14 protein-coding genes are annotated in these 12,322 nt (G+C 70.8%); 8 read left to right on the top strand and 6 right to left on the bottom strand.

The window, feature by feature from the left end; genetic code table 11:
* Positions 1–129 precede the first annotated feature (129 nt).
* Positions 130–1,404: a TIGR00341 family protein gene (locus ABDZ89_RS14335; protein WP_343780524.1), complete on the bottom strand. Its 1,275-nt coding sequence runs from the start codon at positions 1,402–1,404 to the stop codon at positions 130–132.
* Between the two features lie 217 nt (positions 1,405–1,621).
* Here ABDZ89_RS14335 and ABDZ89_RS14330 point away from each other — a divergent pair, with 217 nt between their 5' ends.
* From ABDZ89_RS14330 to ABDZ89_RS14320, 3 genes are all read left to right on the top strand, one after another.
* Positions 1,622–1,870, top strand: coding sequence for a DUF8006 family protein (locus tag ABDZ89_RS14330; RefSeq protein ID WP_343780270.1), 249 nt, complete (start codon positions 1,622–1,624; stop codon positions 1,868–1,870).
* 114 nt (positions 1,871–1,984) lie between these two features.
* Positions 1,985–2,866 carry a homoserine kinase gene (locus tag ABDZ89_RS14325; protein ID WP_343780268.1) on the top strand — a complete coding sequence of 294 codons (882 nt, stop codon included), beginning with the start codon at positions 1,985–1,987 and terminating at the stop codon, positions 2,864–2,866.
* A 67-nt stretch (positions 2,867–2,933) separates the two neighbouring features.
* Positions 2,934–3,350, top strand: coding sequence for a thiol-disulfide oxidoreductase DCC family protein (locus tag ABDZ89_RS14320; protein ID WP_343780266.1), 417 nt, complete (start codon positions 2,934–2,936; stop codon positions 3,348–3,350).
* Positions 3,351–3,374: 24 nt separating this feature from the next.
* Here the strand turns inward: ABDZ89_RS14320 and ABDZ89_RS14315 are convergent, their stop codons facing one another.
* The 3 genes from ABDZ89_RS14315 to ABDZ89_RS14305 all read right to left on the bottom strand — a co-directional run bounded on the left by ABDZ89_RS14315 (position 3,375) and on the right by ABDZ89_RS14305 (position 5,644).
* On the bottom strand, positions 3,375–3,914 hold the full coding sequence (locus tag ABDZ89_RS14315; RefSeq protein WP_343780262.1) for a dihydrofolate reductase: 540 nt from the start codon (positions 3,912–3,914) through the stop codon (positions 3,375–3,377).
* A complete protein-coding gene (gene thyA, locus ABDZ89_RS14310) occupies positions 3,914–4,942 on the bottom strand; it encodes a thymidylate synthase (RefSeq protein WP_343780260.1) in 1,029 nt (342 codons plus the stop codon). The genes ABDZ89_RS14315 and thyA overlap by 1 nt, the downstream gene beginning before the upstream one ends.
* 105 nt (positions 4,943–5,047) lie before the next feature.
* Positions 5,048–5,644 (bottom strand): metal-dependent hydrolase, encoded by a 597-nt coding sequence (locus ABDZ89_RS14305; RefSeq protein ID WP_343780523.1) that lies wholly within the window; start codon positions 5,642–5,644, stop codon positions 5,048–5,050.
* Between the two features lie 91 nt (positions 5,645–5,735).
* On the opposite strand from ABDZ89_RS14305, the gene ABDZ89_RS14300 reads away from it, so the two are divergent.
* The 5 genes from ABDZ89_RS14300 (at position 5,736) to ABDZ89_RS14275 (ending at position 11,217) form a co-directional block, all read left to right on the top strand.
* The gene (locus ABDZ89_RS14300; protein WP_343780258.1) at positions 5,736–6,818 is read left to right on the top strand and encodes a pyridoxal-phosphate-dependent aminotransferase family protein; all 1,083 of its coding nucleotides are present in this window, start codon (positions 5,736–5,738) and stop codon (positions 6,816–6,818) included.
* Between the two features lie 149 nt (positions 6,819–6,967).
* On the top strand, positions 6,968–7,327 hold the full coding sequence (locus tag ABDZ89_RS14295) for a transcriptional regulator (RefSeq protein ID WP_343780256.1): 360 nt from the start codon (positions 6,968–6,970) through the stop codon (positions 7,325–7,327).
* A gap of 195 nt (positions 7,328–7,522) precedes the next feature.
* Positions 7,523–8,509, top strand: a complete 987-nt coding sequence (locus ABDZ89_RS14285; protein WP_343780253.1) for an aldo/keto reductase — start codon at positions 7,523–7,525, stop codon at positions 8,507–8,509.
* A 91-nt stretch (positions 8,510–8,600) separates the two neighbouring features.
* Positions 8,601–10,220, top strand: coding sequence for a lipopolysaccharide biosynthesis protein (locus ABDZ89_RS14280; protein ID WP_371152424.1), 1,620 nt, complete (start codon positions 8,601–8,603; stop codon positions 10,218–10,220).
* Positions 10,221–10,275: 55 nt separating this feature from the next.
* Complete coding sequence (locus ABDZ89_RS14275) at positions 10,276–11,217, top strand: M14 family metallopeptidase (RefSeq protein ID WP_343780251.1); 942 nt, start codon at positions 10,276–10,278, stop codon at positions 11,215–11,217.
* 41 nt (positions 11,218–11,258) lie between these two features.
* On the opposite strand, the gene ABDZ89_RS14270 is transcribed toward ABDZ89_RS14275, so the two are convergent.
* Positions 11,259–11,636, bottom strand: a complete 378-nt coding sequence (locus tag ABDZ89_RS14270) for a DUF5811 family protein (RefSeq protein ID WP_006628157.1) — start codon at positions 11,634–11,636, stop codon at positions 11,259–11,261.
* A 70-nt stretch (positions 11,637–11,706) separates the two neighbouring features.
* Positions 11,707–12,252, bottom strand: coding sequence for a pyruvoyl-dependent arginine decarboxylase (locus tag ABDZ89_RS14265; RefSeq protein ID WP_343780249.1), 546 nt, complete (start codon positions 12,250–12,252; stop codon positions 11,707–11,709).
* Positions 12,253–12,322: the final 70 nt, after the last annotated feature.

Raw genomic sequence — 12,322 nt, 5'->3', positions numbered from 1 at the left:
ACTTGCTCTTCCCGTCAGGAGCACAAAAACTGACGGAACGACGAACGCATCCGCCGGTTCCGCGCGGAGTTGGACGTTCGTCCGGAAACTCGGAGATCACTCGACCGGAAGGGGTAGCCGAGTCGACGCTCAGGCGCGCTCGACGGTCACCGTGCGGACCTCGACGCGGACCTCGCCGCCGACGACCGTCTCGATCCGGTCGTCGAGGGCGGGCGCGATCCCGTCGACGGCCTCGCCGGGCGGGGCGCCGACCGTCACCACCACCCGGTCGGTTTCGAGCGGCGGGACCGTCCCGCTGCGCTCGACGCTCATCTCGAGCAGTTCGAACTCCGAGTCGAGCGCGGTCAGTTCGTCGGTCGCGGCGGCGCGGATGTCGGCCTCCGTGGTGGAGGCGACGTACGACTCGTAGGTGACGCCGCCGAGGAACACCGAGAGGAGCGCGATGGCGGCCACCAGCACGGCGGCGCGCTTGAGGAACGCGGCGCGCGCTTCGTCCTCGCGGAACCACCGCTGGGGGCGGTACCCCTCGTACCACAGCATGACGAGCGCCGAGAGGTTGATCGAGAGGACGTTCACCGCGACGATCACGCCCGCACCGAGCACGAGCCGAGGGATGCGGAACGCGATCCCGATGCCGACCGCGGCGGCCGGCGGGATGAGCGCCACCGCGATCATCACGCCCACGAGCGTCGCCGAGACGCCGGTGATGAGCGAGACGATACCGGCGACCCCGGCGCCGACCGCGACGACCAAGACGAGGACGTTGGGCGCGAGCCGCTCCGACACCTCGGCGAGTTCGAGCGGGTTCAGCCCGGGCGGGACCAACGCGAGCGAGCGCAACGCGAACGCGAACAGCGTGGCCGCGATGACCGCGACGGCGACGCCGAGGACCTGCATCCGCACGCCGCGCCGGAACAGCGCCTCGTCGTCGACGACGGTCCCGATCGCCGCCGACATCGCGGGCCCGATGAGCGGCGCGATCACCATCGAACCGACGACGGTCGCGGGGGAGTCCAACAGGAGCCCCGCCGTGGCGATCACCGCCGAGATGACCGTCATCAGCACGTACGTCCCGAGCCCCGAGGCGAGGCCGTCCGCCTTCGCCTGAAGCTCCTCGCGGGAGATCCGGTCGCCGCCGCGGTCGGCGTCCTCTTCGTACTCGTCTTCGAGCGCCTCGAAGCGCCGCGAGATGACCGTCTCGGCCGCGACGATGACGGTGTAAGTGCTCTCGTCGATCCCCGCCTCCCGCAGTCGCTCCAAGACCGGCTCGACCGCGGCCGTCGGGAGGGGGAACGTCGCGACCGCGGTGTACTCCCGACCGCTCGTCTCGTCGGTGACGACGTAGTCAACCCCCTCGTCGTCGAGCGCGCGGACGACCGCCGCCCGCTTGCCCGCCGGAATCATGACCTGAACGAGTCGCACGGTCGCCGGTCGCACCGACGACTCTTATATGATCGGCACGAGGCGGGCACCGCGGCGGGGCCGAACGATTCCCGCTTGACGGCTGAGACGCCGGAAGAGACGAGATACGCGGAGCGGACGCCGAGGCCGGGGGTCGGGTTCCCCCCGGCCGCGAGAAACGGAACTTTAATGCGCGATTCGCTCGCACCTTCAGCCAAGAATGCTCCTGCCGCTGGTCATCGACACGTTCCTGCTCGACTACCACCTCGGGCACGTCCTACTGTTGGGGCTCATCGTCTCGGTTCTGGGAGCCGCGCCGCTGAAGTCCCAGAAGATGATCGCGTCGATCCTGGCCGTCTTCGGCGTCATCTTCCTGGTCGCGCCGAACACGACGATGCCGCCGACGTTCATCCTCCTCGGCGTCCCGCTCGTGCTCATCGGGGCGCTGCTGTGGACGATGTCCGACTGACGGCACCGCTCGATTGAGAACCCCGCGGCCCCCCTCCCCGCCGACCGCGATCGACCCCGCCGTCGTCTCTGTGCGATCCCGCTCCTTTTTTTCCCCCCGGCGACACTCCCCGCCATGGTAACGGTACGGGCCCCCGCGACGAGCGCGAACCTCGGGAGCGGCTTCGACGTGTTCGGCGCGGCGCTCTCGCGGCCGGCGGACGTCGTCACCGTCGAGAAGGCGGCCGAGACGACGATCGAAGTCACGGGCGTCGGCGCGCAGTACATCCCCGAGGACCCGGAGAAGAACACGGTCGGCGCCGTCGTCGAGGCGCTCGACGCGCCCGCGCGGATCCACATCGACAAGGGCGTGCGCCCGGCCTCGGGGCTGGGTTCGTCGGCCGCGAGCGCGGCTGGCGCAGCGGTCGCGCTCAACCGCCTGTACGACCGCGGTCTCTCGCGGAAGGAACTGGTCCCGATCGCGGCCGAGGGCGAGGCGGTCGTCTCCGGGGTCGCGCACGCGGACAACGTCGCGCCCTCGATCCTCGGCGGCTTCACCGTGACGACCGCCGAGGGGACGTGGTCGGTCGACGCCGGAATTCCGCTCGTCGTCTGTCTGCCCGACGTGGCCGTCTCGACGCGCGACGCGCGCCGCGTCGTGCCCGAGACCGCCTCCATGGACGCCCTCGTCGAGACGGTCGGCAACGCGGCGACGCTCGCGGTCGGGATGTGCCGGTCGGACCCGGAGCTCGTCGGGCTCGGCATGGACGATCCGGTGGTCACGCCGGAGCGCGCCAGGCTCATCACCGGCTACGACGCGGTCCGCGACGCCGCCTTCGAGACGGGCGCGACCGGCGTCACGGTCAGCGGCGCCGGCCCCGCGGTGATCGCCGCCTGCCGCGAGCGCGACCGGCGCGACGTGGCGGCCGGGATGCTCGACGCCTTCGCCGGGGCCGGGATCGAGGCGCGCGCCTACCAGACGCAGATCGGTCGCGGCTCGACGGTCCTCGAAGAGTGACCGGACACCGTCCCGGACCGACGCGACCGCAATTCTGAACTGCGACGACGGCGTAGGCGGACGAGAGATGGACCGGGAGATTCCGGACGACGCCTCGATCGTGCTCTTCGACGGGGTCTGTAACCTCTGTAGCGGGTTCGTACAGTTCGTCTACCCCCGCGATCCGGAGGGGAAGTACCGGTTCGCCTCCCTCCAGTCCGACGTGGGACAGGCGCTGTTGGCGGAACACGACCTCCCGACCGACGAACTCGAATCGATCGTCCTGATCGAGGACGGCGAGAGCTACGTCAAGTCGGCGGCGGTCATTCAGATCGCGTCGGGGCTCGGCGGCGGCTACCGGCTGCTCTCGCCGTTCCGGTACGTTCCCGCGGCGGTCCGCGACCGAGTGTACGACTTCGTCGCCGATCACCGATACCGGTGGTTCGGCAAGAAGGACCGCTGTATGATGCCGTCCGGCGACGTGGAGTCCCGGTTTTTGGAATGAGAGCGGTCGCGCGGCCGGCCGCCGTCACTCCCCGGCGCGCCGCTCGTACGTGACGAACGCGAGCACTTCCCGTTCCTCGCGATCGGTCTCGGTCCACGCCGCCGCGTCCCAGTCGGGGAACCGGGTGTCGCCGTCGGGACGCTCGGGGATCTCGGTGATGACCATCCGGTCGGCGCGGTCGAGGAACGCCTCGTAGACGGTCGCGCCGCCGACAACGTACACCGCGTCGACGCCGCGGTCGGCCGCGTCCGCCGCCGCGCGCGACAGCGCCTCGTCGAGGTCGCCGGCCACGACCGCGCCGTCGGGCAGGTCGGCGTCGCCGATCGACCGCGTCGTCAACACGACGCTGGTCCGGTCGGGGAGGGGGCCGCCGATCCGGTCGGCGATGTCCTCGTAGGTCGTCCGACCGACGATCACCGGGTGGCCCGTCGTGAGCCGCTTGAAGTGCGCCAGATCCGCCGGGTAGTGCCACGGCATCCCGTCGGCCGCGCCGATCACGCCGTTCTCGGCGACCGCCGCGACGAGGACGAGGTCCGGACCGTCGGACGCGTCGGTGTCCGCCATCACTCCGCGACCGCGAACGAGATGCCGTCCGCGGAGTCGTAGCCGACGACCTCGACGTCGTCGTAGGTCAGCTCGTCGAGCGGTTTGTCCGCGATGTCGATGCGCGGGCGCTCGCGCGGCGTGCGGGAGAGCTGTTCGAGCAGCCCGGGCACGTGGTCGTACCCCTCCTGCCCGTTCGGCTCGTCGGGCGCGGTGCGCTCGACCCAGCTTTTCACGTCGAGGTAGCCGTTCTTGTTCTCGACGTTCGCGAGCCGCTCTTGGACGTATTTGAGGTTGTTCGCGTACCATTTCCCCCGGTCGCCGCGCCCGCAGTAGACGTGCGCGTCGACGACGGTGTGCCCGAACTCGCCGACCTCGAAGCCGCTCCGCTGGGCGAGCGCGTTCGCGAGCAGGGCGTACGCCGCGATGTTGAACGGGACGCCGAGCGCGATGTCGCCCGAGCGCTGCGTGAGGTGGAGGTTGAGCCGTCCGTCCTGGACGTTCACGACGAAGGTGTAGTGACACGGCGGCAGCGTCGAGACGGCGGCGTTCGCCGGGTGCCACGCGTTGACGACCATCCGCCGGGAGTGGGGGTTCTCCTCCAGCGTGTCGAGGACGTACCCGATCTGATCGAAGGTCCGACGCGTCGCGCCGTCTTCGTCTTCCTCGACGGTGACCCAGCGGTCCGCGTCGTCGGGCCACGTCTCGCCCGGGAGGGCGGCCGACGCCTCGGGGACCGGGTAGCGTCGCCAGAACCGGCCGTACGCCGTGTCGAGCTTGCCCTCCTCGTCCGCCCAGGCGTCCCAGATCTTCGTCTCCTCGCGGAGGTTCCGGATGTGTTCCTCGCCGGAGAGGTACCACAGCACCTCGTGGATGAGCGAGTTCCAGCGGTAGCCGTCCATCTTCTTCGTGGTGAGGAGGGGGAAGCCCTCCCCGAGGTCGACGGTGTACTGTCCGCTGAACGTCGCGATGGTGTCCACGCCGGTCCGGTTCGGTTTGTACGTGCCGGTCGAGAGCGCGTCGTCGACGAGGTCGAGGTACTGTTGCATGGTGGGTTGCGCACGCCGGGACCGACCCGGTCGCCGGCGCGGGCTGTTATCGGTTCAAACGAGGCGGGGAAAGTAAGCGCTTGGTTCCCGGCCACGGCGGCGGGGTCACCGGTACCGCTCGGGGAGGTACGGGTCGAGGGCGTCCGGGCACAGCGGGATCAGTACCGCGGCGATCTCCGCCAGTCGTCGCCGGAGGACCGTGTACACGGCCGCGACGACGACCGTGCCGACCACGACCTGCCGGAGGGGAGCCTCGACCAGCAGGAACAGCGGGACCGCCAGTCCGACGGAGAGCGCGAGGTCCTCGACGGCGCCGTCGTACCGCACGCCGCGGCGCGGGGAGACCCACTCCTCGCGGTGGTGGTCGTACACCGCGCGGTCCGAGTTCCCCTCCCACGGCCGGAGCTCTAACCCCCCGCCGAACATGTCGGCGACGCTGTGGAGCGCCGCGCCGAGGAGGAAGAACGCGGCGCCGACGGTGACCGGGGAGGGCGCCAGGAGCGCCGCGAGGCCGGCGGGCACCGCGAGCGCGGAGTAGTAGACCGGGTAATGAAGCGTCTTGCGGTGCCCGACGTACATGTCGAGGTCGGGGACGAGTCCGCCGAGGAAGCCGGCGGCGAACCCGATCGGCGCCAGTTCCGGCGCCACGCGCACCAGCGGGGCCGCGAGCAGCATCCCCGCCAGCACGTGAGTCGGGAGCATCATCGTACCGGAACTCAGGCGACAGAAATATATGAGCGTGTCGGCCGCCGTTTCGCGGACCGTTTATATGCGAACGGCCGAACCGGGGCGTATGCTCATGACGCCGGGGCCGACGGCGGTCCCCGAACCGGTGCGCGACGCGATGTCTCGGGAGCTGATCAACCCCGACGTAGATCCGCGGTTCCGGGAGATATACGACCGTCTCACGGAGGGGCTGGCGGCCGTCTACGGCGCCGGTTCGGCGGACTCTGCGGCGGCCGGCCGCGATGTCGTCGCTCTCGGCGGCGAGGGCATCCTCGGTCTGGAGGCCGCGGTCGCCTCGCTCGTCGAGCCCGGCACCGAGGTGCTGTGTCTGTCGAACGGGCTCTACGGCGAGGGATTCGCCGACTTCGTGGAGTCGTACGGCGGCGACCCGACCCTCGTCGCGGCGGATCACGACGAGCCGCTCCCGCTCGACGCGCTCGACGAGGCGCTGGCGGCCGGCGACGCCGACTACGACCTCGCGACGATGGTCCACTGCGAGACGCCAACGGGGACGCTCAACGACGTCGCGGCCGCGCTCGACCGCCTCGAAGCCGCCGACGGTGAGATCCTCACGGTCGTCGACGCCGTCTCCTCGCTCGGTGGAGTCTCGGTGCCGACCGACCGGATCGACGTCTGTCTCGGCGCCTCCCAGAAGTGTTTCAGCGCCCCGCCGGGCCTCGCGACGGCCGCGGTGAGCGACCGGGCGTGGGCCGCGATGGAGGAGCGGGACCCGCATTCGCTGTACGCGAACTTCCTGCCGTTCCGCGACGTGAGCGACGGCTTCCCGTACACGCACCTGACGACCGAGGTAGTGGCGCTCGACGCGGCGCTCGGGCTGCTTCTCGACGAGGGGCTCGACGCGGTACGCGAGCGACACCGGACGGCCGCGGCGCGGTGTCGCGAGCGCGGCGCGGAGTTGGGGCTGGAGCCGGTTCCGGACCCCGAGCGCAGTTCGCCGACGGTGACCGCCTTCGAGGTCCCCGGGCGGGCCGAGGCGCTCCAGGAGGCGCTACGGAAAGAGCACGGCGTCCTCCTCGCGACGGGGCTCGGCGACGGCGCCGAGGACATCCTCCGCGTCGGCCACATGGGCCACAACGCTCGCGTCGACCGAGTCGAGGAGACGATGGACGCGCTGGCGGACGTGTTATAGATAGCAGGCGGATCGCAGGGGAATACCGCCGAATTCCTAGTCGATGCGGCAATAACCTCTGGTGTGTAATATGTTAACGCGGTTAATCAGAACTGTTGCGCCCGTGAAAATGCGGCGGAATAACGCCCATTGGCCCCGAAACGGGCCTTATGGAACAGCGCGAAGAGCCGCCCGCCGGCATGCTTGATGAGTTAGCCCGCGTCCCGGTGGACGAAGCGCTTGATGCGTTGAATCACAGCCAGCGGCGGGAAGTGCTGATGAAACTACTGACTCGCGACTCACAGGAATCGCTGCCGGTCGTCTTTGCTGATTCGAAGGGTAGTGCCGACGAACTCGACCGGGCCGTCACAGCGGACTACGCCCACCTGTCGAAACTCGCCGAGTACGGGTTTATCAGTTGGAACCGGGACACCCAGGAGGTTACACAGGGATCGAACTTCGGCGACATCGACCCCTTGTTACAACTGTTGGCCGACAACGAGGCCGAACTCCCCGACAGTTGGTTGTAAACGCCGTGCTTCATCCTCGCGACAGCGAGGCGCCCGGCCACCTGCTCGACGAGGGGCTCGACGCGGTCGGGGACCGTCACGAGGCGGCCGCGAGGCGGTGTCGCGAGCGCCGGGCGGAGTTAGGGCTGGGGTTGGTCCCGGAACCATCGCGGGGGCTCCGGAACGCCCTTGCCTCCGCCGCGATCATATCGTCGTATGAACCACCGCGAACTCGGCGACGTTGGGGAGGTCAGCGAGGTCGGCTACGGGGCCTGGCAGATCGGGAGCGACTGGGGCGAGGTCACCGAGGACGAAGCGGTCGCGGCGGTCGAGGCGGCCCGCGACGCGGGAGTCGACTTCTTCGACACCGCCGACGTGTACGGCGACGGCCGGTCGGAGCGGATCGTCGGTGAGACGCTCGCCGACGACATCGAGCGCGGCGACGTGACCGTCGCGACGAAGGCCGGGCGCCGGCTCGACCCGCACGAGGCGGACGGCTACACGGAAGGGAACCTCCGGCGGTTCGTCGACCGCTCGCGGGAGAACCTCGGGATGGACACGCTGGACCTGGTCCAGCTCCACTGCCCCCCGACCGACGTCTACTACCGGCCGGAGACGTTCGACGCGCTCGAAACGCTCGCGGACGAGGGCCGGATCGCGAGCTACGGCGTCAGCGTCGAGCGCGTCGAAGAGGGGCTCAAAGCGATCGAGTACCCCGGCGTCGAGACGGTCCAGATCATCTTCAATCCGTTTCGGCAGCGCCCCGCGGAGCTGTTCCTCGACGAGGCCGCCGCGCGCGGCGTGGGCGTGATCTGCCGGGTGCCGCTCGCGTCCGGCCTGTTGACGGGCGCGCTCTCGCGCGACGACGAGTTCCCGGAGGACGACCACCGGAATTACAACCGCGACGGCGAGGCGTTCGACGTCGGGGAGACGTTCGCCGGCGTCCCGTTCGAAGCGGGACTCGACGCGGTCGACGCGCTCGAGGAACGCCTGCCCGACGACCGCTCCGTGCCGGAGTTCGCGCTCCGCTGGATCCTCGATCACGACGCCGTCTCGACGGTGATCCCGGGGTCGACGACGCCGGCGCACGTCCGGTCGAACGCGGCCGCGAGCGAGGCCGCGCCGCTCGCCGAGGCAGAGCGCGAGGCCGCGGCAGAGGTGTACGACGACCGCGTCCGCGAACACGTCCACCAGCGCTGGTGAGTCGCGGGCGGGCCGAGCGCGAGCCCGAGTCGGCAGCGACGAAACGCGTCGCTTTTTTCGCGGGACCGCGACCGCTTCGACAGAGACGACCGTGGAGGACGACCCCGACGGGGACGCGGACCGTCCCGACGACGAGCACGACGAGCGGTCGGTCGACCGCGAGCGCGGCGAGCGGTCCGGACGTCGCGAGGGTGACGGGATCCCCGAGGCCGAGCGCGACGCCTTAGAGACGATCGCGCACGGCGCGGTGCTCACCTCCGGCGGCGTCGCCGGCCAGCGCGCGCTGCTGACGGCGGCGGAGTTCGCGCTGACCCGCGGGCTCGGACCGACCGCCTACGGCGTCTACGCGCTGGCGTGGCGGATCGCACAGCTCTGTTCGCGGCTCGTGACGTTCGGGAGCGTCCCGGCCATCCAGCGGTACCTCCCCGAGTACGCGGACGACCCGGATCGGCGGCGGACGGTCGCCGGGCTGGCGTACGCGACGACGCTCGGGTTCGGCGTCGCGTTCGCGGTCGGGGTGTGGGTCGCGGCGCCGGCGATCAACGCGCGGACGGTGAGCGAGGCCGCGTTCCCGGGAACAATGCGCGCGTTCGGCGGGCTCGTCGGGCTCCTCGGCGTCGTGATGGTCGCGTCCGCGCTCCTCCGGGCGGTGGGGTCCGCCCGCGGCGAGGTCCTGTTCAACAAGCTGCTCCGACCGGGCGTCCGGCTCGTCGGCGCGCTCGGGGCCCTCGCGCTCGGGTACTCCGTCGTCGGCGTCGCGGGAGTGATCGTCGCCGCGACCGCGGTACTCGCCGTGGCGGCCGTACCGGTCTCCGCGTCCGTCACCGGAGTCCGGCCGTCGCTCCGGGGCGCCCGCGCGGAGGCCCGTCGGTTCTACGACCACGCGGCCCCGGTCGCGATGAGCAGCCTCGGAAAGGTGTTCCAGAACCGCGTCGACGTGCTGCTCGTCGGCGCGCTGCTGACGGCGACCGCGGCCGGCGTGTACAACGTCGTCCTCGTGGTGATCGCGGTCGCGTGGATCCCCCTCCTCTCGTTCAACCAGCTGTTGCCCCCGGTCGCGTCAGACCTGTACGCCGCCGACCGAACGGCGACGCTCAACGCGGTGTACGGCTCCGTGACCAGACAGATCGTCACCGCGGTCACCCCGATCCTCGCCGTGTTAGTGGTGTACGGTCGCGAGATCCTGACGCTCTTCGGCGAGCCGTACGCGGCGGGGTACGTCCCGCTCGTCGTCTACCTCTGTGGCGTCTTCGTCGGGAGCGCGGTCGGCGCGACGGGGTGGCTCCTGATGATGACCGACCACCAGTACGCGCGGATGGCGCTCGACTGGCTGCTCGCGGTCCTCAACGTCGCGCTGACGTACGCGTTCGTCGTCCGGTACGGGCTCGTCGGCGCCGCGCTCGGCACGTCGCTCGCCATCGCGGTCCAGAACGGAATTCAGGTCGTCCTCCTGCGCCGGTTCGAGGGGCTGTGGCCGTTCGACCGGACCTTTCTGACGCCGATCGCGGCGGGCGTCGTCGCCGTCCTCGCGATGTACGCGGTCCGCGCGGTCCTCGCGGGGCCGGCGGTGATCGTCGTCGGGAGCGGCGTCGGGCTCGCGGCGTACGCGGGGTCGCTGTCCGTCCTCGGCGTCGATCCCCGCGACCGCTTCGTCGCGCGTCGGTTGGCGCGACGGTATCGGGCCGCGCTCGCCGCTCGGTTCGGCCGCTGATCGCGGCGAGTACGGATCGCGACGATTTATGGGCGGACCGCGACGTAGAGTGGATATGCAAACGATCGACCGCGAGTCCGCCGGGTCGGCCCGCGTCGCGATCGTCGGCGGGATCCACGGCGACGAACCCGCCGGCGAGCGGATCGTCAGGCGCCTCGCGGACGAACTCGGACGGCTGGACGCACCCGACGACGGCTCCGGCGGACTCGTGCGGCTGATCGTCGCCAACGAGCCGGCGCTGGCGGCCGAGACGCGCTACACCGACGCCGACCTGAACCGGTCGTTCCCGGGCGACGCCGACAGCGGGGAGTACGAGCGGGCGCTGGCGCCGCGGCTCGCGGCCGAGTTGGAGGGGATGGACGCGGTGCTCGCGCTCCACACCTCTCACAGCGCGCCGCCGGCGTTCGCCATCTTCAGCGACCTCACGGAGTCGGTCCGCCGCACCGTCACGGGGCTGCCGGTCGAGCACGTCGTCGACGCGAGCGGACTGCGGTCGACCACGCTCGACTCGACGATTCCGCACACGGTCTCGATCGAGGTCGGACAGCAGGGGAGCGAGGACGCGGTCACTTTCGGCCACGAGGCGTGTCTGGCGTTCCTCCGGGCCCACGGCGCTATCGACGACGAGCCGCCGAGGTTCTCGGAGACGACCGTCGTGGCGGGAGACGAGGAGGTGCCGAAGGGCGGCGGAGAGCCCCGCGTCCACTACGCGAACTTCGAGGAGATCCCGGAAGGCGAGGTGTTCGCCGAGGACGACGTGTACACCCATCGCGTCGAGGAACCGGGAGTGGTCCCGATCCTCGCGAGCGAGCAGGGGTACGAGGAGATATTCGGGATGTACGGTCGCGTCACCGGAGTCGTGAGACCGCCGGACGCGGGCGACTGCCGGGTGTATCCACGCGACGGCTCAGGAGAGGGAGAGAGCGATGCTCCGGCGGGGACCGATAGCAGCAGCGACGAGAGAAACGAGCCGGAGCAGCCGGAAAACTCGGAGTAACGCCGTTCGCGGTCGCGGAACTCAGTTCGCGCTCGGAGGACTCACTTCGCGGTCGGCGTGATGTCGCCGACGGCGTCCATCACTTGGACCGCCGCGCTGGCGGCCAACCCGCGGGCGACTTCGTCGGTGTCGGACTCGGCGATGCCGGCGTCTAAGTCCTCGGGGTCGGGAGTGAAGCCGGCCGAGACGGGGTGCCCCGCGGGCGGGTTGACCGCGACCGTCGCCTGCGGCCCGTTCGCACCGACGGACAGTTCGGAGCCGACGGCGTAGCTGTCGGGGAGATACGATTCCGTGCGCGATACGATTCCGGCGACCGCGCGCCGGAGCTGTCGTTCCTGGTCCGGAGAGAGGTCGACGGCCGCGGGCGAGCCCGCGTCCGTCACACCCGGTGCCCCGGCGTACGGGTTGTTGCCGTTCATTGAGGACACGACACGTACGCGGAGACGAGTCAAAAAGGCGTCGGCGGCGGCGAACGGGGTCGCCCCGCCCTCACAGGATCGGTTCCGACTCGCCGTAGGCGGCGATCACGACCGCGGTCGCGTAGCGCTCCGGCTCCGCGGCGACGGTCTCGACGCGCGTCTCGCGGTCCGGGAGGTCCCAGTCGCGGAGGTCGCCGCCGTCGTCGAGGCCGGCGTGGATCCGCTCGCGGACGCCCTCGGGGTCCTCGCCGGTCACCTCGTAGAACAGCCCCGGTCCCGGCCCCGTCGCCCAGCCGAGTCCGGCGACCGCGTCGGGGCGTCGGCGCGGCGCGCGGGTCGACTCGGCGTCCTCGGCGCCCGAGCGCCCGCCTTCTCGGAAGTCGACCTCGTCGTCGGGGCCGATGGTTCGGCGCGCCTCGACGACGGTGAGTCGGTTCCCCGCCGGGCCGAGTTCGGGCGCCTCCGGGACCGGCTCGACGGTCGCCTGGGCGGGGACGACGGAGGAGACCGCCACGAGGTTGTAGTTGTGGAGGTTCGCGTCCGCGAGCGCGGCGTCGTAGGAGGCCATCGCCGTGTCGGCGACGCCGACGCCGCCCGCGACGTGGATGGTGTTCATTTGCGTGAGGTCGGCGACGAGCGCGGTAAGGAGTTACGAACCGACCGCAGAGCGCGCCGCTCTACACTTG

The organism is Halorubrum ejinorense, assembly GCF_039522565.1.
GTDB classification, from domain to species: domain Archaea; phylum Halobacteriota; class Halobacteria; order Halobacteriales; family Haloferacaceae; genus Halorubrum; species Halorubrum ejinorense.
This window is presented reverse-complemented; position numbering and strand designations above follow the sequence as displayed.